20 protein-coding genes are annotated in these 26,978 nt (G+C 41.8%); 11 read left to right on the top strand and 9 right to left on the bottom strand.

What is annotated here, in order from left to right:
- Positions 1-11 precede the first annotated feature (11 nt).
- A complete protein-coding gene (locus KIH23_RS08875) occupies positions 12-965 on the top strand; it encodes an FKBP-type peptidyl-prolyl cis-trans isomerase (RefSeq protein ID WP_213213129.1) in 954 nt (317 codons plus the stop codon).
- 47 nt (positions 966-1,012) lie between these two features.
- Here the strand turns inward: KIH23_RS08875 and KIH23_RS08870 are convergent, their stop codons facing one another.
- Together KIH23_RS08870 and KIH23_RS08865 are read right to left on the bottom strand one after the other, a co-directional pair.
- Complete coding sequence (locus KIH23_RS08870; protein WP_213213128.1) at positions 1,013-1,966, bottom strand: transketolase family protein; 954 nt, start codon at positions 1,964-1,966, stop codon at positions 1,013-1,015.
- A gap of 24 nt (positions 1,967-1,990) precedes the next feature.
- Complete coding sequence (locus KIH23_RS08865) at positions 1,991-2,836, bottom strand: transketolase (RefSeq protein ID WP_213213127.1); 846 nt, start codon at positions 2,834-2,836, stop codon at positions 1,991-1,993.
- An 812-nt stretch (positions 2,837-3,648) separates the two neighbouring features.
- Here KIH23_RS08865 and tgt point away from each other — a divergent pair.
- The 8 genes from tgt (at position 3,649) to KIH23_RS08825 (ending at position 13,596) form a co-directional block, all read left to right on the top strand.
- A complete protein-coding gene (gene tgt / locus KIH23_RS08860) occupies positions 3,649-4,779 on the top strand; it encodes a tRNA guanosine(34) transglycosylase Tgt (RefSeq protein WP_213213126.1) in 1,131 nt (376 codons plus the stop codon).
- 18 nt (positions 4,780-4,797) lie between these two features.
- Positions 4,798-5,883 carry an LptF/LptG family permease gene (locus KIH23_RS08855; protein WP_213213125.1) on the top strand — a complete coding sequence of 362 codons (1,086 nt, stop codon included), beginning with the start codon at positions 4,798-4,800 and terminating at the stop codon, positions 5,881-5,883.
- The gene (locus KIH23_RS08850; RefSeq protein ID WP_213213124.1) at positions 5,870-6,748 is read left to right on the top strand and encodes a DMT family transporter; all 879 of its coding nucleotides are present in this window, start codon (positions 5,870-5,872) and stop codon (positions 6,746-6,748) included. Before KIH23_RS08855 ends, KIH23_RS08850 begins: the two co-directional genes overlap by 14 nt.
- A gap of 97 nt (positions 6,749-6,845) precedes the next feature.
- On the top strand, positions 6,846-7,799 hold the full coding sequence (locus KIH23_RS08845; protein ID WP_213213123.1) for an acetyl-CoA carboxylase carboxyltransferase subunit alpha: 954 nt from the start codon (positions 6,846-6,848) through the stop codon (positions 7,797-7,799).
- 147 nt (positions 7,800-7,946) lie between these two features.
- Positions 7,947-9,497, top strand: coding sequence for a replicative DNA helicase (gene dnaB / locus KIH23_RS08840; protein WP_213213122.1), 1,551 nt, complete (start codon positions 7,947-7,949; stop codon positions 9,495-9,497).
- 79 nt (positions 9,498-9,576) lie between these two features.
- Positions 9,577-10,842: an asparagine synthetase B gene (locus KIH23_RS08835; RefSeq protein WP_213213121.1), complete on the top strand. Its 1,266-nt coding sequence runs from the start codon at positions 9,577-9,579 to the stop codon at positions 10,840-10,842.
- A gap of 20 nt (positions 10,843-10,862) precedes the next feature.
- Positions 10,863-12,854, top strand: coding sequence for a tetratricopeptide repeat protein (locus KIH23_RS08830; RefSeq protein WP_213213120.1), 1,992 nt, complete (start codon positions 10,863-10,865; stop codon positions 12,852-12,854).
- A 10-nt stretch (positions 12,855-12,864) separates the two neighbouring features.
- On the top strand, positions 12,865-13,596 hold the full coding sequence (locus KIH23_RS08825) for a LytR/AlgR family response regulator transcription factor (protein ID WP_213213119.1): 732 nt from the start codon (positions 12,865-12,867) through the stop codon (positions 13,594-13,596).
- Between the two features lie 376 nt (positions 13,597-13,972).
- Here KIH23_RS08825 and KIH23_RS08820 read toward each other — a convergent pair whose 3' ends face one another.
- Positions 13,973-16,105, bottom strand: a complete 2,133-nt coding sequence (locus tag KIH23_RS08820) for a S9 family peptidase (RefSeq protein ID WP_213213118.1) — start codon at positions 16,103-16,105, stop codon at positions 13,973-13,975.
- A gap of 101 nt (positions 16,106-16,206) precedes the next feature.
- Complete coding sequence (gene cphA, locus KIH23_RS08815) at positions 16,207-18,828, bottom strand: cyanophycin synthetase (RefSeq protein WP_213213117.1); 2,622 nt, start codon at positions 18,826-18,828, stop codon at positions 16,207-16,209.
- A gap of 302 nt (positions 18,829-19,130) precedes the next feature.
- Here cphA and KIH23_RS08810 point away from each other — a divergent pair, with 302 nt between their 5' ends.
- Both KIH23_RS08810 and KIH23_RS08805 read left to right on the top strand, forming a co-directional pair.
- Complete coding sequence (locus KIH23_RS08810) at positions 19,131-20,003, top strand: cyanophycinase (RefSeq protein ID WP_213213116.1); 873 nt, start codon at positions 19,131-19,133, stop codon at positions 20,001-20,003.
- A 121-nt stretch (positions 20,004-20,124) separates the two neighbouring features.
- On the top strand, positions 20,125-20,967 hold the full coding sequence (locus KIH23_RS08805; RefSeq protein ID WP_213213115.1) for an isoaspartyl peptidase/L-asparaginase: 843 nt from the start codon (positions 20,125-20,127) through the stop codon (positions 20,965-20,967).
- Positions 20,968-21,354: 387 nt separating this feature from the next.
- Here the strand turns inward: KIH23_RS08805 and KIH23_RS08800 are convergent, their stop codons facing one another.
- The 5 genes from KIH23_RS08800 to thrS form a co-directional block, all read right to left on the bottom strand.
- The gene (locus tag KIH23_RS08800) at positions 21,355-22,875 is read right to left on the bottom strand and encodes a DUF4394 domain-containing protein (RefSeq protein ID WP_249684870.1); all 1,521 of its coding nucleotides are present in this window, start codon (positions 22,873-22,875) and stop codon (positions 21,355-21,357) included.
- A 302-nt stretch (positions 22,876-23,177) separates the two neighbouring features.
- Positions 23,178-23,522 (bottom strand): 50S ribosomal protein L20, encoded by a 345-nt coding sequence (rplT, locus tag KIH23_RS08795; RefSeq protein WP_213213114.1) that lies wholly within the window; start codon positions 23,520-23,522, stop codon positions 23,178-23,180.
- Between the two features lie 109 nt (positions 23,523-23,631).
- Positions 23,632-23,829: a 50S ribosomal protein L35 gene (rpmI, locus tag KIH23_RS08790; RefSeq protein WP_073363905.1), complete on the bottom strand. Its 198-nt coding sequence runs from the start codon at positions 23,827-23,829 to the stop codon at positions 23,632-23,634.
- A 201-nt stretch (positions 23,830-24,030) separates the two neighbouring features.
- Positions 24,031-24,582: a translation initiation factor IF-3 gene (gene infC / locus KIH23_RS08785; RefSeq protein WP_317197032.1), complete on the bottom strand. Its 552-nt coding sequence runs from the start codon at positions 24,580-24,582 to the stop codon at positions 24,031-24,033.
- A gap of 24 nt (positions 24,583-24,606) precedes the next feature.
- A complete protein-coding gene (gene thrS / locus KIH23_RS08780) occupies positions 24,607-26,553 on the bottom strand; it encodes a threonine--tRNA ligase (RefSeq protein WP_213213113.1) in 1,947 nt (648 codons plus the stop codon).
- Positions 26,554-26,978 lie beyond the last annotated feature (425 nt).

Genomic DNA, 26,978 nt, shown 5'->3' with positions numbered 1-26,978 from the left:
TCAAGGTTATAATGAGCAAATTTAAGTTTTATTTCCTACTATCTTTATCCGTCGTTTTATTTTCTTGTAATAAATCTGATGATTCTTCAACGGTTGTTCTTCGTGATTTTCAAGATCAATTTGATGAAGATATTGCTTTGATGCAAAAATACCTTCAAACACATTACATCCAGAATATTCAAAACACAAGTGGTTATGACGATCAAGATATCACCATTGCGGCAATCCCCGAAGGGGGAACCCAAACCTCAATTTGGGATTTACAAACCAGCACCACTTATCCTAAATTATTTTCTAAAGAAGTTGAGCTTGACGAAATAACCTACACCATCTATTATCTCAAACTCCGCGAAGATTATGCTGCCGGTGTTGCGCCAACTCGTGTAGATAAAGCTACGGTTTCATACAGAGGTTCGTACCTTTATTATTCATCAGGAACTATCGCAGATTCAAAACAGTTTGAAAATAATCCTTATCCGGATGATCCGTTTGTGTTAAACTCGGTAATCAGAGGTTGGACCGAAATTATTCCTTTGTTTAAGGCCGGTACCAAAACTATTATTGAGGGTGAGCCTACTTTATATAATAATTTTGGAGCAGGAGTTATGTTTATTCCTTCAGGTTTGGCTTACTACAATCAAACTCGTGGTGTATCAGGACAACCGGGTTTTATTCCGTCGTATTCTCCGTTGATGTTTACTTTTAAGCTGTATGATGTGGTTCGAATGGATCAAGATGGAGATGGTATTTTGTCTATGTATGAAGATATTAACGGCGACGGAGTTTTTGATGACGACACCGACGATGATGGAATTTATGACTACAATGATACCGATGATGATGGTGATGGATATTTAACCAGATTTGAAATAAAAAACCCGGCTACCGGAGAGCCCTATCCTTATGATTTAATACCCACCTGTAGCTCCGGAAAGAAAAATTATTTAGACAAAACGTGTCCTTAAAATAAAAATCCCGCTCAAAAGGCGGGATTTTTTATTTCATTGGGTTTCTATTTTCTTTTCAGAACTCGGTCAACGGCTTCAACAATGGCTGCGCTGTTGAGTTTGTATTTTTCCATGAGTTGTTCCGGAGTGCCCGATTCGCCAAAGCTGTCGTTTACCGCAACAAATTCTTGCGGAACCGGATCTTTCAACGCCAATACACGCGATACGCTTTCGCCCAAACCGCCAATAATGTTGTGTTCTTCTGCCGTAACAATGCAACGCGTTTTAGACAACGAGTTCAAAATGGCTTCTTCATCGAGTGGTTTGATCGTGTGAATATTAATCACTTCAGCTTTGATGCCTTTGGCTTCTAGTGCTTCAGCGGCTTGTAAAGCTTCCCAAACCAAATGGCCGGTTGCTACAATGGTTACGTCTGAACCTTCCGTCAGCATGATTGCTTTGCCAATGATAAAAGGTTCATCAGCCGGCATAAAGTTCGGAACCACTGGACGGCCAAAACGCAAGTAAACCGGACCGTGGTGGTCAGCAATAGCGATGGTTGCGGCTTTGGTTTGGTTGTAATCACACGGATTAATCACCGTCATACCCGGCAGCATTTTCATGAGTCCGATGTCTTCGAGAATTTGATGCGTAGCTCCGTCTTCGCCCAAAGTAAGTCCGGCGTGCGAGGCGCAAATCTTTACGTTTTTATCTGAATACGCCACCGATTGACGAATTTGGTCATAAACGCGTCCGGTTGAAAAGTTGGCAAAAGTACCCGTAAACGGAATCTTTCCGCCAATGGTCAAACCTGCGGCAATGCCAATCATATTCGCCTCGGCAATGCCAATTTGAAAAAAGCGCTCCGGGTGATTTTTGATGAACTCATCTAATTTAAGTGAACCGATCAAATCGGCACAAAGCGCCACCACATTTTCGTTGGTTTTGCCCAATTCTGTCATTCCGGCGCCAAAGCCCGAGCGGGTATCTTTACTTCCGGTATTGGTATATTTTTTCATGCTTGTCTGTCTTTTTCCTTCAGATTAATAATCGCCCAAAGTTTCTGGGTTTTGCGCTAAAGCTGCTTCGAGTTGTGCATCGTTTGGCGCTTTACCATGCCAAGCGTGGCTGTGCATCATAAAATCAACGCCGTTGCCCATTTCAGTTTCTAAAAGCACACAAACCGGTTTTCCTTTTCCGGTTTTTGATTTTGCTAATGTCATTCCGTCCACAATGGCTTGCAAATCGTTGCCTTGTTTGATTTCGACCACTTCCCAGTCAAAAGCCAAGAATTTAGCCTTGACATCGCCCATGCACAAAACTTCGTCGGTGGATCCGTCAATTTGTTTTCCGTTGAGGTCAACCGTCGCAATCAAATTATCAACTTTTTTAGCCGAAGCATACATGATGGCTTCCCAGTTTTGCCCTTCTTGTAATTCACCATCACCGTGCAGGCTGTATACCAAAGTTGTATCGTTGTTGAGCTTTTTAGCTTGTGCTGCCCCCAAAGCTACCGACATTCCTTGTCCTAAAGAACCCGAAGCAATACGAACTCCCGGCAAACCTTCATGCGTAGTCGGGTGTCCTTGCAAACGCGAGTTGATCAATCTAAAAGTAGCCAATTCACTCACCGGAAAATAACCCGAACGCGCCAAAACACTATAAAAAACCGGCGAGATATGACCGTTAGACAAAAAGAAAACGTCTTCGCCTATACCGTTCATGTCAAAACCGGGTTTGCGTTTCATGAGGTGTTGGTACAAAGCCACCATAAATTCTGTACAGCCCAGCGAGCCACCCGGATGTCCCGAGTTAACCGCATGAACCATACGCAAAATATCGCGACGCACTTGCACACTAAAATCGTGTAAATGTTTGATGTCAGCCATTTGTATGTTTCATTTGTTTGAGCCCCAAAAGTAAGGCTTATTTCGCAGGGCGGCAAATCAAAAAGAAGGTTTTCTCTTAACCTGCGGGGTTTGCCACTAACCTGCGAGGTTTGCTTCTAACCTGCAAGGTTTGCTTCTAACCTGCAAGGTTTGCCCAACCTTGTAGGTTTACATAACCTTATTAGGTTTCACCACAGAAATCTTTGAGCATGCCACTTGAGTTAAGACTTTGCTGTTGCATATTACAAATTCTTTTGAATCACTCGGCTTTTTTAATCATCAACCGCAAAAAAACCGCTGCTATTTTTTTAATTCCGAATTCCAACAAGTTTTTCTTAAAAAGAATTGAAGTTCAAGTTTGATCCAAATGTTAAATTGTGTCATTTTTTTATTTTTTTTAAAATGACACAATTTAACATTTGGATTGTAGAGAAGAATATAACTCAAAAAAAAAGTCCCACCGAAGCAGGACTTAAGATTTTCATCTACGGTATTGTTCTTTGTGCAGGGTTATTACATAGCTTACAGTTTGAACTGTTGTCAAAGTTTTCGATCATTTGTCTTGTGCACCGGTTTGCGTGAGGGATGGCAGCGGCAGCCCGAAGCCGCGCAGCGCAGCGGAGCGGCAAGGCTATAGCGAACAGCCCGACCCGCAGGGGCACGCCAATATGATGATTATAAGACTATAAGATTCTAAGATATAAGATTGTCAAAGCGAACGGACATATCCTATAATCTTACCGTCCTAAAATCTTAAAATCCTATTTTTCACAAACCTAAATCCGTTATCTTTGCCGACTGAAAATGCCCATATGAAGTTCGATTTATTACATCAAGACCCCCAATCTAAAGCGCGTGCCGGCGTAATCACTACTGATCACGGAACCATTGAAACTCCGATTTTTATGCCGGTAGGCACGGTGGCTTCGGTCAAAGGAGTGCATCAGCGCGAGCTCAAAGAAGAAATCAATCCGGATATTATTCTCGGCAATACCTACCATTTATACCTGCGTCCGCAAACCCAAATTTTAGAACAAGCGGGCGGCTTGCACAAATTCATGAATTGGGACCGCAACATTCTGACCGATTCAGGCGGTTATCAGGTGTATTCGCTGTCGGCCAACCGTAAAATTAAAGAAGAAGGCGTGAAGTTTAAATCGCATATTGACGGTTCGTATCATTTTTTTACGCCCGAAAATGTTATGGAAATTCAGCGTACGATTGGTGCTGATATCATCATGGCTTTTGATGAGTGTACGCCGTATCCGTGTGATTTTCACTATGCGCGCCGCTCTATGCATATGACGCACCGTTGGTTGGATCGCTGCATCAATCATTTAGAAAAAGTACCTTTTAAATATGGGTATTCACAAGCTTTTTTTCCGATTGTACAAGGAAGTACTTATAAAGATTTACGCATTCAATCGGCCGAATATATTGCCAATGCAGGGCAAGTGGGCAACGCTATTGGCGGATTATCCGTAGGTGAACCCGCTGAAGAAATGTACGCGATGACCGAAGTTGTTTGCGATATTCTTCCGCAAGACAAACCGCGTTATCTCATGGGTGTGGGCACTCCCATCAATATTTTAGAAAATATCGCGTTGGGTGTTGATATGTTTGATTGCGTGATGCCGACCCGAAATGCGCGTAACGGAATGTTGTTTACCGCCAATGGAGTGATCAACATCAAAAACAAAAAATGGGAAGCTGATTTTTCTCCACTCGATGAAATGGGCTACACCTTTGTTGATACCGAATATACCAAGGCTTATTTGCGCCATTTGTTTGCAGCCAATGAGTATTTGGGAAAACAAATTGCCACGATTCACAACCTCGGATTTTATATGTGGTTGGTTCGTGAAGCCAGAAAACATATCTTAGCCGGTGATTTCAGAACCTGGAAAGATATGATGGTCAAGAATATGAGCCAACGTTTATAATCGTTGAACGTTTCAAACATGCTAACAATCATTGACAAATACATCCTCAAAAGATATCTCGTGACTTTCACGGTGATGTTGTTGTTGTTTATTCCGATTGGGATTGTTATTGACGTTTCTGAGAAGGTCAACCGCATGATTGAAAACCAAGTTCCGTTTGGCAAAATCGCTATATATTATGTTGATTTTGTGGTTTATTTTGCCAATTTGTTGTTTCCGATTTTCTTGTTTTTGTCGGTGATTTGGTTTACTTCAAAACTGGCCAACAATACTGAAATTATTGCTATTCTGAGCTCGGGAATTTCGTTTACGCGTTTTCTCAGGCCGTATATCATTGGCGCTACGATTGTATCGTTTACTTCGCTCATGATGGGCTTCTTTTTTGTGCCCAAGGCCAGTGAAGGATTCAAGACTTTTAGGTATATGTATCTTATTGGCAACGGCCGAGAAGAAATGCGTGACAACACTGATGTATACCGCCAAGTCAACGATGACGAATATATTTATGTGAGCAATTTCAACACCATGTCTGAAACGGCTTTTAACTTTAGTTACGAGAAATTTAAAGGTGATGAGCTCGATTATAAAATAACAGCCAACCGCATTCGTTGGAATCCGAAAAAGAAAAATTTTACGCTTTATGGTTTTGTTAAACGTACGGTAGGTCCACTTGACGATGTGATTGAAAAGGCCGATGAGCGCGAGATGAAATTCAACTTTGGCTTTGAAGATTTAACGCCAACGGTATATATTGCTGAGACGCTTTCGTTGTTTGAATTACAAGATTTTATTGAAAAAGAACGCAAACGAGGCTCAGCCAATATCGATGTGTATTTGGTGGTATTGTACAAAAAATACAGCATTCCGGTATCGGCGTTTATCTTGACTATTATTGCAGTGGCCGTATCATCTATGAAGCGTCGCGGAGGCATGGGCATGAACCTCGCTCTGGGTATTCTCATTGCTTTTACCTTTGTGTTTTTTGATAAAATTTTTGGTGTTTTGGCTGAGAAATCCAGTATACCGCCACTGATTGCTGTTTGGATTCCGAATATTATTTTTGGTGGATTAGCCTATTATCTATTGCGCAATGCCAAGCGATAAATTCAACAGCTATTTACAACTCCATTTGATTGTTTTTATCTGGGGTTTTACAGCGGTGCTCGGCGCGCTGATATCACTTGATGCCTTGCCGTTGGTTTGGTACCGCATGCTTTTGGCTGCGGCCTTTATTTTGGTTTATATTCTCTACAAAAAATTCCCGCTCAAGCTCAGCACCAAAGAACTGTTGCAATTGCTCATTGCCGGAGTGGTCATTGCGTTGCATTGGTTTACTTTTTTTAGGGCGATTAAAGTCTCCAACGTATCGGTCACCTTGGCGTGTTTGTCTACCGGAGCTTTTTTTGCTTCGTTGCTTGAACCATTACTCACCGGAAAAAAAGTGGTTTGGTATGAAGTTTTTTTCGGGCTTTTGGTCATTGTTGGATTGGGCATTATTTTTAGGGTAGAGTCGCATTATATCGAAGGCATTTTATTGGCCTTGACCTCGGCTTTTCTGTCGGCTTTGTTCTCTATCATCAACAGCAAATTTGCCAAAACGCACAATCCGTCGGTGGTTTCTTTTTATGAAATTTCCGGAGGTGTATTGTTTTTTTCTGTTTTACTGGCTTTTTCCGGCGGATTTGACGCATCGTTCTTCCGCATCAGCACTTCAGATTGGTTGTATTTGGCTTTACTAAGTTCTGTTTGCACCGCTTATGCCTTTATCGGTTCGGTACAAGTCATGCGCTTTTTGAGCCCATATACAGTCATGCTGACCATCAATCTTGAACCCATTTACGGAACCATTTTGGCTGTTTTGGTTTTTGACGAAAAAGAAAAAATGAGCCCTCAGTTTTACCTCGGAGCGCTCATTATCATTATAACAGTCATTCTCAATGGCATCATCAAACACCGCCAATCCGATTAAATTTTAACGAGATTGTTTACAACTAAAAACAAAAAATTTCTTTCGGTACTCATTTTAAGTTTTATCTTTGTTCACCTAACAAAAAAAGCACTTTCGCATGGAATATTTAGATTTTGAGTTGCCTATTAAAGAGCTCGAAGATCAGTTAGATAAATGTCAGATCATTGGAGTTGAATCTAACGTTGACGTTACCGAGACCTGCAAACAAATCGAAAAGAAACTCGAAGAAACCAAACGAAAAATATATAAAAACCTAACGGCTTGGCAACGCGTTCAGTTGTCAAGACATCCCAATCGTCCTTATACTTTAGAGCACATTACGACCATAACTGGCGGTGTTTTCTTAGAACTTTTTGGCGACAGAAATTTCAAAGATGACAAAGCCATGATTGGTGGATTAGGCAAAATTGACGGTCAATCATTCATGCTCATCGGACAACAAAAAGGCATCAACATCAAAATGCGTCAATACCGTAATTTTGGGATGGCCAATCCGGAAGGCTACAGAAAGGCTTTGCGACTCATGAAAATGGCCGAGAAGTTCAACATTCCGGTGGTAACTTTTATTGATACGCCGGGTGCATATCCGGGTATGGAAGCCGAAGAGCGCGGACAAGGTGAAGCCATTGCGCGCAACATATTTGAAATGTCGCGATTGCGCGTGCCGATTATTTGTGTGATTGTGGGCGAAGGAGCATCGGGCGGTGCCTTGGGCATTGGCGTGGGTGACCGCGTATTGATGATGGAAAACACTTGGTATTCGGTGATTTCACCTGAGTCATGTTCCTCAATTCTCTGGAAAAGCTGGGAATATAAAGAACAAGCAGCCGAAGCGCTCAAATTGACTTCATCTGACATGAAAAAAAACAAGTTGGTTGATGACATCATCCCAGAACCATTGGGGGGCGCACATTACGATAAAGACACTACGTTTAAAACCGTCAAGCAATACATCATGAAAGCTTTTAACGAGCTCAAAGATTTATCAACAGACGAGCTTGTTGCGCAGCGTATGGACAAATACAGCAAAATGGGCGAGTTCAAAGAATAAGGTTTAAAATCATAGATTTTTACCCTAAATCCGGAGCCCTTTGGTTTCGGATTTTTTTGTGGTTTTGAACAAAACCGAAAATTTATTAACACTTGTTCTTGTATAACTAAAGCCCATCCATTTTTCTAATTTACATACATTCGCAACATGGAAAATTTCAGAAATATCAGCCCGGTTCGCGTCGATAAAACCACGATCATCAACCTTGAAAAAGGCAAGTTGCCACCGCAAGTTTTAGAACTTGAAGAAGCGGTTTTGGGCGCTATGATGATTGACAAGAAAGGCGTCGACGAGGTGATTGATATTTTGCATCCCGAAGCTTTTTACAAAGAAGCGCACCAGCATATTTTTGAAGCAATTGTTCAGTTGTTTACCGATACCCAACCGATTGATTTGCTTACGGTTTCGGCCCAACTCAAAAAGAACGCAAAACTTGAATTGGCCGGTGGCGATTTTTATCTGATTCAACTTACCCAAAAGATATCCTCTTCTGCGCACATTGAGTTTCACTCGCGTATTATTTTGCAGAAGTTTATTCAGCGCAGTTTGATTAAAATCTCTTCAGAAATCATTGAAGAATCATACGACGAAACCACTGATGTTTTTGATTTGCTCGACAAAGCTGAATCGCGTTTGTATGAAGTTACCCAAGGCAACATCAAACGAAGCTCAGAAACCGCGCAAAGTTTGGTGATTCAAGCCAAAAAACGCATCGAAGAAATTGCCGGAAAAGAAGGGCTTTCAGGAATTGCTACCGGATTTGAAAAACTCGATCAAGTTACCTCGGGTTGGCAACCATCCGATTTGATCATCATCGCAGCGCGTCCGGGTATGGGTAAAACCGCTTTTGTATTATCAATGGCGCGCAACATTGCTATAGATTTTGGACATCCGGTGGCGGTATTCTCGCTTGAGATGTCATCGGTGCAGCTCATCACGCGTTTGATTTCATCTGAAACTGGCTTGTCATCTGAAAAACTCAGAACCGGGAAACTCGAAAAACACGAATGGGAACAACTTTCCATCAAAGTTAAAAACCTTGAGAAAGCTCCTTTGTTTATTGATGATACGCCGTCATTATCCATTTTTGATCTACGTGCCAAAGCCAGACGTTTATCGTCACAACACGGCATCAAACTCATCATTATTGATTATTTGCAACTCATGACCGCCGGAAACAGTGCCGGAAAAGGCGGCGGAAACCGTGAACAAGAAATCTCAACCATCTCACGAAACTTAAAAGCCTTGGCCAAAGAACTCAACGTTCCGGTGATTGCGCTTTCGCAGTTATCGCGTGCGGTTGAAACCCGCGGTTCGAGCAAGCGTCCGTTGTTGTCAGACTTACGTGAATCTGGGGCAATTGAGCAAGATGCCGACATTGTATCATTTATCTATCGTCCTGAATACTACAAAATTGACGAATGGGATGATGAAGAAGCTTCTCCAACACAAGGTCAGGCCGAGTTCATCATCGCCAAGCACCGTAACGGTTCACTTGAAAACGTACGTCTGAAATTCATTGGCAATTTGGGTAAATTTGACAACCTCGATGAATACGGCGGCGCTTATGATGATTTGCCATCCAAAATGAACCACGAAGACAATCCGTTTTTGACCAAAAACTTGCCGTCGGCCAACGAAGCCTTTGGCAGTCAAATCAATCCATCGTCTTCAGGTGATGATGATGTTCCGTTCTAAGAAATTTCGGGTTATTTTTAACTAGGCTTATCTTTGAACTCGTCGGGATAAATACTATCTTGGGCCATATTTCTAAAAGATGAGAAAATTTTTGCTTTATTTTTTGGGGTTGATGCTGGCTTGCAGTTTTTCGGCACGCGCGAGTTTTATCTTGTTACCCATGGATGAAATAGCGCAAAAAAACCATCTCAAAGCCTACGGAATTACCTATTGGACGCTTAATAAAAACTACAAAGCGAGTTGGTTGCTCAACTATCGCGGTGGATCTTTTTTGCTTCCCGATGCCGAAGAAATCCGTAGAGAATGCCAAATTCGCGGGGTGAGTTTTGAGCTTTTATCAGATGCTGAAGCCCAGCAAATTCTTGATGAAATCTCAAGTCCGTCGCAAAATATGGAAACAGTTGTGCTTGAAAAAGCGCCCAAAGTAGCGGTGTATACGCCCAAAGGCAAACAACCCTGGGACGATGCTGTGACGATGGTTTTGACCTATGCCGAAATTCCGTTTACGCCTATTTATGATGAAGAAGTGCTCAAAGACCAGCTCGTTTTGTATGATTGGCTGCATTTGCACCACGAAGATTTCTCGGGTCAATACGGCAAGTTTTACGGTTCCTATCGCAACGCACCTTGGTATATAGAACAGAAAAAAGAAGCCGAAGCTTTAGCAACTCAATTGGGTTATGACAAGGTTTCGCAAGAAAAATTAGCCGTAGCCAAAAAAATCCGCGACTTTGTCATTGGCGGTGGTTTTATGTTTGCCATGTGTTCGGCTACCGATAGTTTTGATATTGCGCTTTCGGCTGAAGGCGTCGATATTTGTGAACCGATGTTTGATGGTGACCCAAGTGATCCGAATTATCAATCGCGTATTGATTACAGCCGTACTTTTGCTTTTAAGGATTTTATTTTAGATCGTCGTCCGGAGCATTACGAGTTTTCAGATATTGATATGACTGAGAAACGCAAGATTCCGTTTGAGCGTGATTATTTTACTTTAATGGATTATTCGGCCAAATGGGATGTGATTCCGAGTATGTTGTGTCAAAACCACACCCAACTCATCAAAGGATTTATGGGGCAAACCACTTCATTTGATTCGGCTTTGGTCAAGTCAAACGTTTTGGTTTTAGGGAAATGCGAACTCAATGATGAGGCGCGTTACATCCACGGACAAAAAGGCAAAGGATTTTTTACTTATTATGGCGGACATGATCCTGAAGATTACCAACACCGCGTGGGCGATGAACCGACCGTTTTAGATTTGCATCCTAATTCTCCGGGATTCAGATTGATTTTGAACAATGTATTGTTTCCGGCGGCGCGCAAAAAACCTCAAAAAACCTAATCATGTAATAAGCCAATAAGATGCTCAGAAATATCCTTTTGCTGTTTTGTTTTTTCATTTTTGTGGGCTCGTTTGGGCAAACAGAAAGCAAGAGAGATAGTCTGCTACAAAAGCTCGCAGCTTATGATCGGGTTCATCCGCAAAACACTTCTATAAAAAATGCAATTCGAGATACGGTCAAAGTCAATTTACTCAACAAAATTGCCGATACTTATCAAGATGATGATGTTCAAAAAGCGATTGCTTATTATAAACAGTCATTAGCGTTGTGTGTGAAGATTCAATATCTCATCGGACAAGGAAAAATCTACAATTCATTAGGGCGTTTGTACAACAACAAAGGCAACTTTCAAGAGGCAATTGTTTGCTTGAACAAAGCCATTGTCATTTTTAAGAAAGATCCGACTTGTAAAGATTTAGGGGTGAGCTATGGTTTGCTGGGTCAATCGTATTTGTTTCTGAACAATTTTGCTCAATCGCTCAAATATCTCAATGCAGGTTTGAGCATTTTTGAACCCTTGCATGAATACCGAAAAATGTCAAGCCTGACCAACAATCTGGCCATTTTGCACGGTAAAATCAATGAGCATGAAAAGGAGCTTAAGTATTATCAAAAAGCGCTTAAAATTCTTGATGACCATGTGCCCGGGCAACATTTAGATTTGCGTTATACCATTCTTTCGAACATCGCGAGTATTTATGCCGATCAGAAAGACTATCAAAAATCAAATGCCATGCTCGAGGAATGTTACACCTATTATCAAAAGGTCAATGATGTTATTGGAATAGCCTATAATGAGCAGCATATAGGCACCAATTGCAAAAAGCAAAAACAGTACGCAAAGGCGCTTGACTACTTTAATAAAGCACTGAAAAATTTCTCAAAAAGCGATTATAAATCAGGAATTGGTGATTCGTACCGAAACATAGGTGAAGTATATTATTTGCAACATCAGCTTGATTTGGCTGAGCAATTTACCTTAAAAGGTTTGCGCATTTCAAAAGAAATCGGAGAAATTGAGTCGGTGAAGTTTGCCTATGAAAATTTAGCCAAAATCTATCGCGAAAAGAAAAATTACCTAGCGGCCTATGAAAATCAGGTGCTTTTTAAAACCATGAGCGACTCAATGTTCAATACTGAAATCAACAACAAGCTCACGCAGATTCAGTTGGAATATGAGTTCAAGAAAAAGCAAGACGCTATAAAAGAAGCTTCATTGTATGAGGCCAACAAACAAAAGAAAATCAAATATGTGGTGTTGATTTCGCTGTTTTTACTCAGTTTGGTGACCATCAGTATTTATATCAATTCCCAAAAGCATCAAAAGCAACGCAAGATTATTCAGCTGCAAAAAGAGCAAATTGAAAAATCGCTCAAAGAAAAAGAAACTTTGCTCAAAGAAATTCACCACCGCGTTAAAAACAACCTGCAAATTATTTCGAGTTTGCTCAATATGCAATCTGAAGAAATCAACGATCCGGTGGTTTTGGCTACGATTCAAGAAGGGCAGAGCAGGGTACAGGCCATGAGTTTGATTCACCAGAATTTGTATCAATCAGATGAAATTCACAAAGTAAACGTTGATAATTACCTCATAGAACTCGTGGCTTATTTGTCAGATTTATTTGGTGCGAAATCAAAAAATATTCAGGTGGTGGTTGAAACCGTTGATTTAAAATTTGATTTTGATACGGCCATTCCGCTCGGATTGATGGTCAATGAACTCGTAGCCAATGCCTTTAAATATGCCTTTGCCGAGAAAGAAGGCGGCACCATCAAAGTGGCCATCAAAGCATTGAACAAGGTTGATTATGAGTTAAAGGTATCTGACAACGGTCACGGTCTGGCCAAGAATTTTGACTTAGAGAATTTAAAATCTTTAGGGCTCAAATTGGTCTCGATTCTGAGCAAGCAATTGCGCGGAAGTTTATCGGTCAAACAAAAGCCCAACGAAACTTCATTTGTGGTTTTGTTTAAAGATTTAAAAGAATTTAAAGCGACACAAACTTAATACATGCACCATGGTAAAAATTTTAATTGTTGAAGATGAGTTGATTATAGCCGAAGATGTGCGCTCAATGCTCTGCAAAATGGGCTATGAAGTTTTAGGTGTGGCCATGGATTATCACGAGGCCATTCATCTTTTAAAATCAACAACGCCCGATTTGATTTTACTCGATGTAAACCTAAACGGAAGTTTGGACGGTATTGATTTGGCGCATGAAATTAGCAAGATTTATAAAATTCCGTTTATATATACAACTTCATATGCTGACACGCCAACCCTAGAGCGCGCCAAAGCTACGCATCCGATTAATTATTTGGTAAAACCTTTTAAGCAAGAACAGCTTTTAACGACTATTGAAATGGCTTTGCATCAGTTGGCTGCGCTTGAAAATGCCTCGATTGTTTCTGAGCCTAAAGCTGATTCTTTCATCATCAAAGATGCGTTGTTTATCAAAGACAAGTTTAAATATACCAAGCTCAATATTCATGAGATTCTTTGGATTAAGTCTGACGGAAATTACCTTGAGATCAAAACACTGCACAAAGATGAGCTCATTCGGGCCACACTTTCAAACTTCATTGAACGGCTCAACAGTCAAGTGTTTTTTAAAACGCATAAATCTTATATTGTCAACCTGGATTACATGACCAATTTAGAGCACAATTTTGTGACGATACAGCAAACCAAGATTCCCATTGCCAAGAATTACTACGATATTTTGGTAGAAAAACTCAATATTGTCTGAGCCTTAGATTCAATCATCACTTGACCAGTGCGTTTCATCACAAGTTCTGGAGAGTTCATCACATTTTTTTTCGCTATTGAACGACATTTTTTTTCTTTATGATGAAATAGTTCAAAAATAAAGCGATATGAAATGGGTTTTCTATTTTGAAAAATTTCCCTTTTTAGAAAATTTGTCTTTACTTAAAATCATCATCGTTGCCATATGCATTTGTTCGGTGGTGTTTTCGGCACTTTTTATTGACCTGATGTTTTTTTAATTTTTCAATTTGAGGATGAAGTAATTATAGTATAATTTGGTAAATGACCGAGACAACATTTGCTAAATAAAAAAACCACCAGTATTATTGGTGGTTTTGTTTTATATAGCGTTGTGTTTATTTATTGTTCTCCATCACATAGTTCAGCACTTTGCACATTAAATGAACGCGGTCTTTGCCTATTACATTGTGTTTGTGCATCGGATAAGCAAAGAAATCAACTTGTTTTTCAGCTTCGACAAATTTCTTGATCAAATTCAAGTTGTGTTGCATCACTACGACATCATCGCTGGTTCCGTGAATGAGCATTAGCTTTCCTTTAAGGTCTTTTACATAATTCAACGTACAGTTTTCGTCAAATCCTTTTGGGTTTTCAGCCGGAGTATCCATATAGCGTTCGCCATACATTACTTCGTATAATTTCCAATCGGTTACCGGTCCGCCAGCAACGCCCACTTTAAATACATCGGGTTTGCGCAACATCATTGAAGTAGTCATAAATCCGCCAAAACTCCAACCATGAACGGCCAATCTGTTGCCATCTACATAAGGCAATGATTTTAAATATTCTACACCTTTCATTTGGTCGGCGATTTCATTGTTGCCCAACTGCCCGTGGATGACACTTTCAAAAGCAAACCCGCGGTTGTCAGAACCTCTGTTGTCAACAGTAAAAACCAAATAACCTTGCTCGGCCATCCAATACATCCACAAATTGGCACCATCTAAATAACTGTTGGTAATCATTTGCGCGTGCGGACCGCCATAAACATACACCAAAACCGGATATTTTTTGCTCGGATCAAAATCACTTGGTTTGATGAGTCGCGTATACAAATCTGTTGTTCCATCAGCAGCTTTGATGGTTTTAATCTCAGCCGTTCCCATCGCATAACCGTTGTATTTATTCGGGCTTTCAACCAAAGTTGTGGCTTTGAGTGATTTGTTATACATCAAACATTTGCCCGGTGTGTTATGGTTTGAAAAATCGTCAAAAAACCAATTTCCGTCGGTACTTACCGTTACGTTGTGCACACCAGCATCTTTGGTAATTTGTGTTTGCTTTCCGTTCATATCCACTTTATAAGCCAGCATATTGGTTGGGTTGTCGCCCGTAGCCATAAAATAAACCTCGGTTCCGGCCGGATTAGCGCCCAAAATCTGACGCGCCGGGAATTTGTTTTTAGTTAACTGACGGATGAGTTTTCCGTCAATAGAATAAAGGTATAAGTTTTGAAAACCGTCTTTTTCACTGTGCCAAACAAAGTTATTTGACTTTGCATTCGGGAAAAATGCCGGATGTTCCGGTTCTACCCAATTCGGATTTTTTTCATTGAGCAATGTACGTACAAAAGCTCCGGTTTGGGCATCGTACACATTAAGGCTCATGTCGTTTTGCGCGCGGTTGAGTTCGGCAATCAAAACGTATTTTTCATCGGGTGTCCAAGCTAAATTGGTTAGGTAATCATCGGCATTTCCGCGTGGCTTGATGTATACGGTTTGCTGGGTTTTCAAGTTGTAAATACCCACGGATGGTTTTTCGCTTTTTTGGCCAATCATCGGATATTTGATGTTTTCTAATGAACCCGGAACGGTGTTGATGTCCAACAGCGGATAATCAGCCACTTCAGATTGGTCTTTCTGGTAAAAGGCTAAAAAGTGATCATTCGGTGACCAAAAAATTCCACCATCAATGCCAAATTCATTGCGTGCAATCGATTGCCCCGATACAATGCCCTCGTTGGTTTGATTGGTCACCGTAATTTTTTGATTGTTTTGATCGCTGATGTATAAATTATTTTTCTCGGTAAAAGCGATGTTTTGATGACCGTGATCATAGGTTTGGTTTTCGGCTGTATCAGAAAAAGTTCCCGTTAGTTTGCCCGTTTTGTCTTGGGTATTGTATTCAAAGAATTTTGGCCCGTTGGCGATGAGAAAATGCGTGGCATCTTTCCATTCAATTCCAATAAAGCTTCTAAGGTCTGTTCCCAAAACCTTATTCAAATCAGCCAACTGAATCAATTCAGTTGCATTGTTGTTAGAAGTGTTGGCGGTCATGAGTTTTTTTCCGCCTTCGGCAAAATAAGTATATTGATTGGTGCCGGGAATCCACTGAAAGCCAAGTAATTTATCGGCGCGGAATTGACGGTTTTGCTGGAGAACGCTTTCTTCAAGCGTGAGTTTTTTTTGTTGTCCAACAGCGGAACAAGCCATTAAAAAGCTCGCCAGAACGAGTGTAAATTTATTCATAATAATAGTTTTTTTACAGATGAAACAAAAATAAAAAAAAGCGCAATGCCCTGACTTTGGTCTACAAGCATTGCCCTTTTGTTACATTTTTGGATGATGAATTAGTGTCCTTGTTCGATTTCTTTATCTAAATATTCTTGAACAATTTCAATGGCATTGGTTACTACATCGCTCAAAGCAGTGATAAATGTTCCCTCTTCGGCAACACTGATGGCGTGTTTGATGGCCTCAACTTCTTTGGTGATGATTTCATGCGTGACGTTTCTCCCTGATTCGGCAATGCCTTCTAAAATCAAATTGATGATTTCGTCTTCGGTTCTGCCGCGCAAATGCTTTTCTTGACGAATGATGATGTGGTCAAACATACGACCGGCAATTCTGGCGCATTCTTTAATATCTTCGTCGCGACGATCGCCCACACCGGCAATAATGCCTATTTTCTTGTTGGCTTCAACGTTGCTCAAATAATCTTCAATACCGCGGTAACCGGCTGGATTATGTGCAAAATCAATCATTACTTTGAATTTTTTGAACTCAAAAATGTTCATTCTGCCCGGTGTTTGTGCCGCACCCGGAATAAAGGTTTGCAAGGATAAACTAATGTCTTCGGTTTTAAAGCCCCAAAGATAACTAGCAAGCGTTGCTGCCAAAACGTTGGCAATCATGAATCGCGCTTTTCCGCCCATCGTAAGCGGAATGTGCGTGGCACGCTCAATACGGATTTTCCATTCGCCTTTTTTGACCGTGATGAAACCGTTTTCATAAACACATACGGTTTTGCCTTCTTTACAAAGCTTTTTAATCAGCGGATTTTCTTCATCCAAACTAAAATAAGCCACATTGCAACTGAGTTCTTCACCAATTTTAATACATTGTTCGTCTTCGGCATTTAAAATAGCCCAACCGTCTTTTTTAACACTTTTGACCACGGTACTTTTCACGCGAGCCAAATCATCCAACGTATGAATATCACTCAAGCCTAAATGGTCTTCTTGAATATTGGTAATGATGGCAATATCACAGCGGCTAAAACCCAAACCGGCACGCAAGATTCCGCCGCGAGCTGTTTCAAGAACGGCAAATTCAACGGTTGGATCTTTGAGAATATATTCGGCCGAAACCGGTCCGGTGGTATCGCCTTTTTCCATCATATGGTTTTGCACATAAATCCCATCTGAAGTAGTAAATCCAACGCGATAACCATTGTTTTTAACGATGTGTGCTACCAATCGAGTGGTAGTAGTTTTTCCGTTGGTTCCGGTAACAGCAATAATCGGAATACGACTCGGTTTACCCGGTGGATACAACATATCAATGACCGGAGCAGCTACGTTTCTAGGCAAACCTTCAGAAGGTGCTAAGTGCATACGGAAGCCCGGTGCGGCGTTTACTTCAAGAATACATCCACCGTTTTCTTTGAGTGGTTGCGTGAGGTTGGGCGCCATAATATCAATACCGCAAATGTCTAAACCAATCACACGCGAGATGCGTTCACACAAGAAAATATTCTCCGGGTGCATCATATCGGTGACATCTACCGAAGTTCCGCCGGTACTGAGGTTGGCGGTTGATTTGAGGTAGACAATTTCATCTTTGGACGGAACGGTTTCTAATGTATATCCTTTTTTAGTCAGCAAATCAGTGGTATCGCGATCGACGGTAATTTCAGTCAATACGTTTTCATGACCATAACCACGACGCGGATCTTTGTTGGTTTCGTCGATGAGTTGTTGAATGTTGTGCGTTCCGTTGCCTTTAACATGAGCAGGTTCGCGCAAAGCAGCAGCTACGAGTTTGTTGTCAATGACCAATACGCGGAAGTCAAATCCGGTGATGAATTTCTCAACAATCACACGGCGGCTGTAGTTTTTAGCATGGGCCAGTCCGGCTTTGGCATCGTCCATATTTTTGACGTTGATGGATGCGCCTTTTCCGTGGTTGCCATCGAGTGGTTTGATTACGATGGGGAAGCCGATTTTTTTGATGACGTTTTCTAAATCTTCTTCATCCACGCATATGCCACCACTGGCCACGGGAATCGAGGCCATATCGAGCATGCGTTTGGTTTCTTCTTTATTACAAGCAATATCAACGGCGATGTTGCTGGTTTTGCAAGTGATGGTGGCTTGAAAGCGCATTTGGTTCACACCATAACCCAATTGTACGAGCGAGTTGGTGCCGAGGCGAATCCAAGGAATATCACGCGCAACGGCTTCGTCAACAATACTGCCCGTTGAAGGCCCGAGTCTGACGCGTTCGCGAATTTCACGCATTTTTTGAATATCGGCTTGCACGTCATATTCGGTTCCGGCAATAAGCGCTTCGGCAATGCGCACGGCTGATTCGGCGGCAAACATGCCCACGCTTTCTTCAACATAACTAAAAACAACGTTGTAAACGCCCGGTGTTTTGGTTTCACGCGTGCGTCCAAAACCGGTTTCCATGCCGGCGAGGGTTTGTATTTCAAGGGCTATGTGTTCAATAACGTGCCCCATCCAGGTGCCGCGGTCAATGCGTGAGAAGAATCCGCCGCGGGTGCCTTCAGAGCAACGATGCTCAATCATGGTGGGGAACATGGCCTCAATACGCTCGCGGAATCCGGGAATTTTATTGGTGGGTTTTTGCTCCATATCCTCGAGGTCGAGGCGCATTTGGATGAGTTTTTTGCGTTGTACGCTCCAAATATTGGGTCCGCGCAGGGCCTGAATTTTTTCAATTTTCATATAATGGATTTCTTGATAGATAAATTTTTGTAACGAATTTGTTAAAAATAGGAAATTATTGTTTTGGTTTTTACATGATATTGTGAAAAAAACACACTTTGTGAATATTGAGTTGAGATTCAATAATTTGGATATGCATTTTTGTGTTCTTTGAAAACAAAATGTTGGCCTTTAGCCCCGATGGGAGCTAGCTACCGCGTAGCGCGGACAGCGGGCAGCAACCTCAATGAGCCCCGAAAGGATTGCGCTGCAAAACCAGAAAAAACGTTTGCGCAATTGGATGAAATGGTTATTTTTACCGCATGAAAATACACGGAAAACTGATTATTATTGGGGGGGCGGTTGATAAAGGCAGTTTTACTGAGACTGATTTGGACGTGAATGCCCCAAAAAATTTGAACTTCTTTGAGGAAGGTATTTTAAAACGCATCATCAAAGAATCTTTGCATCATGAAAGATCTCGTATTGAAGTGATTACTACGGCTTCAAAAATTCCGAGAGAAATTGGCCCTGAATACGTAAAAGCTTTTAATTACTTAGGCGCAAACAATGTGGATGTTTTGCATATTGAGCGTCGTGAACAAGCGATGGATCCTGAGATTTTAGATCGTTTGAAAAAAGCTGATGTGGTGATGTTTACCGGTGGAGACCAATTGCGCTTGTCCTCAATTTTGGGCGGAACGCCGTTTCACGATATGTTGCTCGACAAATACCGCAATGAGCCGTTTATTTATGCCGGAACTTCGGCGGGCGCAGCGGCAGCGTCGAACAATATGATTTATCAAGGCAGCAGCAGTGAGGCTTTGCTTAAAGGTGAAGTCAAGATTACTTCGGGCCTTGGGCTTATTGACGATGTGGTTATTGATACGCATTTTGTGCAGCGCGGCCGCATTGGTCGGTTGTTTCAAGCGGTGGTGGGCAACCCAAAAGTTTTGGGCGTGGGCTTGGGTGAAGATACCGGTTTGTTTATTGCCAACGGAAAACAGATGGAAGCCATTGGCTCAGGCTTGGTGATTTTGGTAGATGGGCGTGAGGTAAAAGATACCAATTTGACGCAAGTTGAATTAGGCCAGCCGATCTCGATCAACCATTTGGTCACGCATGTGTTGAGCAAGAACGATACTTTTGATTTGGATACCTTTAAGATGACGATTAAGTCATCGCAATACGTATAATCGACGATAAGACTTTAAGATATTAAGATTTTAAGACAGTAAGAAGTATAGTTATCTTACAATCCTACAATCCTACAATCTTACAATCTTACAATCCTACAATCTTATAATCTAATCTTCAATGAAAATCATCATTCACGGTGGATTTTTCTCAGAATCATCAACCAACCACGAAACCAAAGTAGCCAAACAGCAAGCTCTGCTGCGCATTGCAAAAGAATCACATGCTTATTTGCAATCGCATTCGGCTCTGGAGGCGGTGGTTTATGCCGTTTCGCTTTTAGAAGACGATGCTTTGTTTAATGCCGGCATTGGTTCGCAGATTCAAAGCGATGGAAAAATCAGAATGAGCGCTTCACTCATGGACAGCGTTTCGATGAAAATGAGCGGTGTCATTAATATTGAAGAAGTAAAAAACCCGATTCAAGTAGCGCAAAAGCTCATGGAAGTGGATGATCGAATTCTCAGTGGTGAAGGCGCTACCCATTTTGCACGAACCCATGGTTTTGAAAAATTCTCTACTGAAATTCCACAACGACGCGCCGAATATGAAGCCAAATTGGCAGCTACCGGTTTAGGAACTGTGGGCTGTGTAGCCTTGGATGCCGAAGGTAGAATTGCTGTGGCCACCTCGACTGGCGGGAAAGGTTTTGAAATTGTCGGACGTGTTTCAGATTCTGCAACAGTGGCCGGTAATTATTGCAATGAATTTTGTGGCGTGAGTTTGACCGGTGTGGGTGAGGACATTGTGAGCGGAGCGGTGGCTGCTAAAATTGTCACGCGCGTTACCGATGGTTTTTCACTGGCGGAAGCTTTTGACAAAACCTTTGCCGAGCTCAAACCTTTTGATGGTTTTGCCGGTGCGATTGCCCTAGATCAAAACGGAAATATGTATCACCAAGATTCGCATCCGAGTATGGTGTTTGCGAGTTTTGATGGTGTGAATGAGGAAGTTTTCGGATAGACCTGCGAGGTTTTCAAAACCTTGTAGGTCTAAAATCAAAATAAAAGAACCCCGACTTTTGGTCGGGGTTTTCTTTTTCATCTCTTTTCGGTTGATGCTCCGGACGTTTGTTTTAATGTCTCAGGAAAACTTCTGTTTGTTAACCACCCACTCCAGCAAGTTATTTCCTGTGGTAAAGAAACGGTGTCTGAGTGAGTATTGCCATACGATGTTTTTCGTATTTTAAGTTGCTGAGCTGCTGAGATACTGAGTACCTGAGAAAAGAAAGAAGCCATTGATGAATACAATGCACTTAAAAATTTTAAAAAAAATCATCTTCTCAGCATCTCAGCTGCTCAATAAAAAACCCGGAATTAATCCGGGTTTTGAAAAAAGATATCGTACGTTTTAAAATCCAAGTCCGATGGCTAGCCCTTTGACTGCTGCCGGAAAACTACCCACAAGGGTTGCTGAACCGCTGGCGATGTCAATTCTGTATAAGGCTTGTGACGAACCCACCGTAAGAATAGCATAAGCATTATTTGATGTTCCGCCAATATCAAAACCGTTGCTGGCCGATGCATTTATGCCTAAAGCTCCGATAGATGTCAGTACCCCTGTATTTGGCGGGTCTTGTTTGTAGAGCATGTCAGTGGTTGTGTCAATATCAAATAAAGCTGTTGTGGTTGTTCCCGGAAAGTTGTTGGTATAAGCTGCTGCTGTAACATTGGGCGTGCCCGGATTGAGCGCTCCATCAGTGGCCACGAGTAAACCGTCATTGGGGTTGACACGCAGGTTCTGTCCGGTGTTGCTCACAATGCGAATTCTATCAACCGTCGGATTAAAATCAAATCCAAAGTCACTTCCGTCTAAAGTAGCAAAAGGGCCAGCGCCAATCATGGTGGCAGCTGCGGTAGCTGTGTTGATGGCATACAATCGCCCGGTGCTGCCCAGTGCAAATAACTGCCCGGTGGCCGGACGCAGATCAATTCCTAAAATATTTTCACCGGCTTGTAAATTGGTAATCGCTTTAGAAACGGGTGTTCCGATGTTCATAAAATTAAAGATGTGCAAATTATTCGTTCCGTCAACGGCATAAGCAACAGGTGCTGTTGGAATGGCCAAGCCAATAATTGAGGTATTTAGCTTGCCTAAGTTGGTTGCTTTACCGGTTGATAAATCAATTTGATAAAGTTGATTGTTGCCGCCGGTTGTGATGCTGGCTAGGGCAGTTCCGTTGCTGGCTGCAATGTCAAAACCACCGTCGCCTTCAATACTCGCGGTTATGCCTAAGGCGCCAACTGCGGTTAGTGTTCCGGCATTGGGCGGATCTTGTTTGTATAGCATAGCGGTGCTGTAATCAATCGTAAAGAGTTCGGTAGATGTTGCTCCTGAAGTATTGTTGGTATAGGCGGCAGAACCAATATTGGGCGTGCCCGGGTTGAGATTACCGTCTATGGCTGCAACGGCTCCGGTTTCAGGATTTAATCTGAGGTTTTGTCCGCTGGATGTAACCAATCGGATGCGATCAACCGTTGGGTTAAAATCAAAACCAGTCAGGCTTCCGGACAATGCCGGGCTAAAAGAGGTAGCACCCACTGCGGTGGCAGCACCGGTGTTGAGGTTGATGAGGTACAATCGGTTGCTGCTGCCCAAACCATACAATTGGCCTGTGCCCGGTCGAAAGTCAATAGCTAATAAGTTTTCACCGGCTTGTAAACCTGTAATGGTTTGGTTACTCAGCACAGCATTGGCATTATTCGCGTTGTATTTTACCAGCGAATTATTGGCGGTGAGTCCGTAGAATTCAAGGTCGGGTTTGGTTACCGGAGGTGTTGTTGTAGTCTCGTCATCATTACTGCAGCTTGTAAACACAAGCAAGGACATTGCTGCTGATAAGCAGGCCGAAAATAGGATTGATTTTTTCATGTGATTGGTATTTGAAGTTTTGTTTGGCTTCATCTACGCAAGTTTTATGAACTTGGTTTTTGGATTTACAAAAATCGATGAATTTTATTTCGGATGATTCATTTTTGAAGGTTGCGTGAAGGATGGCAGCGGTAGCCCGAAGCCGCGCAGCGCAGCGGAGCGGCAAGGCTATAGCGAACAGCCTGACAGCGGCGGAGCGCAGCGCAGCCGGTGGCACGCCCCAAAAATAAAAGCAAAAAAAAGCCCCACTTTTCAGTGAGGCTTCTTTATATAAGTAAGTAAAAATCGGGTTGATAAAACGTTTATTTTACTTTGTTCAAGATGGCTTTAAAAGCTTCCGGGTGGTTCATGGCCAAATCAGCCAAAACTTTACGGTTGAGTTCAATGTTGTTTGCTTTTAATTTACCAATGAACTGAGAGTAGCTCATTCCTTCTAAGCGAGCTCCAGCGTTGATACGTTGGATCCACAAAGCGCGGAAGTTTCTTTTGTTTTGTTTTCTGTCGCGGTAAGCGTATTGCATCGCTTTCTCAACAGCATTTTTGGCTACTGTCCAAACGTTTTTTCTGCGGCCAAAGAAACCTTTGGCTTGCTTCATAATCTTTTTTCTTCTTGCTCTTTTAGCAACTGAATTTACTGATCTAGGCATAATTTTGTGATTTTTTTGTAGCAGGCGTCCCGAATTGAATCAAGAGAACTTAATGGGCCATACTCCAAGGTTATTAAATAATTTTTTAACCTAAAGAACGATATATCGATTAAACGATTCTCAATTGTTCTTTAACGCTGCGCTCATCACTTGGGTGAACAAGAGCTGCGTGTGTCAACGCTAATTTGCGTTTTTTAGATTTTTTAGTCAAAATGTGACTTTTGAAAGCGTGCTTTCTTTTGATTTTACCAGAACCTGTCACTTTAAAGCGTTTTTTGGCGCTGGATTTAGTTTTCATTTTAGGCATTTCTTCCTGAGTTTTTGATTTATACTTACTTATTTACTTTCTATTTCAGAAGCCAAAAGGCATCAGTTGCCTGTGCCTTTGGTTTTTCTTTTATTTTTTGAGAAGCTTAATCCGGCTGTCCGCGCTACGCGGTAGCTTGCTTCCATCCGGGCTAGGGCAGCAGTGTATTCTTAGAATTTCTGTTTCCCCAATATTCAGCCACTACTTTTTCTTCTTCGGCGCGATGAACATAATCATACGCTTTCCTTCTAATACCGGCATGGCTTCAACCTTACCGTATTCTTCTAAGTCTTGCGCCAATCTCAAAAGCAAAATTTGTCCTTGCTCTTTGTAAATGATAGATCTACCTTTAAAGAATACAAACGCTTTGAGTTTTGATCCGTCTTTAAGGAATTTCTCAGCGTTCTTTTTCTTGAACTCGTAATCGTGTTCATCGGTCTGAGGTCCGAAACGAATTTCTTTGACCACAATCTGAGACGATTTAGCTTTGAGTTCTTTCTCGCGCTTTTTCTGCATGTACACAAATTTATTGTAATCAATAATCTTGCATACAGGCGGCTCGGCGTTTGGAGAAATTTCTACCAAATCAAGTTCAAGTTCGTCTGCAAGTTTTAAGGCGTCAGAAATTTTGTAAACTCCGGGCTCAACATTATCACCCACCAATCTAACTTCTGCAACACCGCGAATCAAATTGTTAATTCGGTGCGCATCCTTTTTTTCTACTCTGGGTTGATAACCCCTGTTGTTTCTAATTGCTATGACTTTAAAATTTAAATGTTAAACTGTAAATACTTTTAATGTTTTGTCTATTTCTTCTTGAACCATCGCGGCAAATTGGTCAACCGTAGCAGTTGTGTTTCCTTTGCCTTCTTGGCCGTGACGTCTAATGGATACCGTACCATTTTTCTCTTCTTCTTCGCCTACAATCAGCATAAACGGCATTTTTTGCACCTCCGCATCACGGATTTTTTTGCCAATGGTTTCGTTCCTATTGTCAATTAGGGCGCGAATTTCGTGATTTTCCAGTAATTCTAAAACTTTTTTCGCATAATTTTCATATTTCTCGCTCAAACACAAGATGATAGCCTGCTCGGGCATGAGCCAAAGCGGGAAGTTACCGGCGGTGTGTTCCAACAAAATAGCAATGAAACGTTCCATTGATCCAAACGGTGCGCGGTGAATCATCACCGGTCTGTGTAGCTCATTGTCTGAACCTTTATACGTAAGCTCAAAGCGCTCCGGCAAGTTGTAATCTACCTGAATGGTTCCCAATTGCCAGCTGCGTCCGAGGGCATCTTTGACCATAAAGTCTAATTTAGGACCGTAAAAAGCAGCCTCTCCATACTCAACTACAGTGTTCAAACCTTTGTCACGAGCAGCATTGATGATGGCGTTTTCAGCTTTTTCCCAATTTTCATCAGAACCTATATATTTATCTCTATTCACTTGGTCTCTGAGTGAAATTTGAGCTGTAAAGTTTTCAAATCCGAGCGATCCAAAAACATACAACACCAAGTCAATTACTTTTTTAAATTCTTCGTCCAACTGGTCCGGTGTACAAAAAATATGCGCGTCGTCTTGCGTAAATCCACGTACACGGGTCAGACCGTGCAATTCGCCCGATTGTTCGTATCGGTATACCGTACCAAATTCAGCATAGCGTTTTGGTAAATCTTTGTATGACCAAGGTTTGTTGTTGTAAATCTCGCAGTGGTGCGGACAGTTCATCGGCTTAAGCAAAAACTCTTCGCCTTCAGCCGGCGTGTGAATCGGCTGGAAACTATCGGCTCCGTATTTGGCGTAATGACCTGAAGTTACATACAGTTCTTTCTGGCCAATGTGTGGCGTAACTACTTGCTCGTATCCGGCTTTTTTCTGAGCGCGTTTTAAAAACTGCTCCAATCTTTCGCGCAAAGCAGCGCCTTTGGGCAACCACAAAGGCAATCCTTGTCCTACTTTAGATGAAAAAGCAAAAAGCTCTAATTCTTTTCCGAGTTTTCGGTGATCGCGGCGTTTGGCTTCTTCGAGCAATTCTAAGTAATCGGTCAAATCTTTTTGTTTCGGGAATGAAACGCCATACACGCGGGTAAGCTGTTTGTTCTTCTCGTCACCGCGCCAATAAGCTCCGGCTACACTCATAATCTTCATGGCTTTGATCAGGCCTGTATTCGGAATATGTCCGCCGCGGCACAAATCAAAAAAGTTTGAGTGATCACAAAACGTAATCGTTCCGTCTTCAAGGTTGGTAATGAGTTCTGTTTTGTACTCATTGTCTTTATAAATAGCCAGCGCTTCGGCTTTGCTCACCGAGCGCATTTTAAATTCGTGTTTTTCACGGGCAATTTCCAGAACACGATCTTCAATTTTCTTGAAATCGGCATCGCTAATGCTGTGCGATCCAAAATCAACATCGTAGTAAAACCCTTTTTCAATAGCAGGTCCGATGGTCAATTTAATGCCCGGATACATTTCTTGTAACGCTTGCGCCATCACGTGCGAAGTTGAATGCCAAAACGCTTTTTTACCGTCCAGGTCATTCCACGTATACAATACAAGCGAGCCGTCGGTGGTGAGTTGCGTTTCGGTTTCAACCGTTGTATTGTTAAATGAAGCCGAAAGTACATTTCTGGCCAAACCTTCACTAATACTTTTAGCAACTTCCATCGGAGTCGCCCCAGAGGCAAACTCTTTTACCGAACCGTCGGGTAGTGTAATCTTAATCATTCATCCTATATTTTATGCAGCGCAAATATAACAGATTCGCCTTTACGTGCAATATTATATATAAGTAAATATATAAGCGAATTTATTTGGGCGTGCCGGCTCGTTGTGTTTCGGTTTTTCAGTAAAACTAAATCGCTCGCCGTCGGGCTGTTCGCTATATCTTTTGTTCATGCTTCACAAAAGGATGCCGCTTCCATCCCTCACGCAAACTAAAATCTTCTCCACAACCATTCCTTTTTACTTCGAGCTGTCCACTGCTCAAAAAAGGTTTTGTATGGCTTGCGCCTTGTCAAGTGAGAAAACTTCAAAAAAACTTTACCGATTAAGTTTCCGGTTTTCAGTTGGTTAAAAAAAACCTTTAAATTTTTTCAATAAAAAGTTTGGATAAGAGAAAAAGGTTTGTACTTTTGCACCCGCTTTGAGAA

Source organism: Flavobacterium sp. CYK-55 (genome assembly GCF_018413465.1).
Classification (GTDB): Bacteria; Bacteroidota; Bacteroidia; order Flavobacteriales; family Flavobacteriaceae; genus Flavobacterium.
This window is presented reverse-complemented; position numbering and strand designations above follow the sequence as displayed.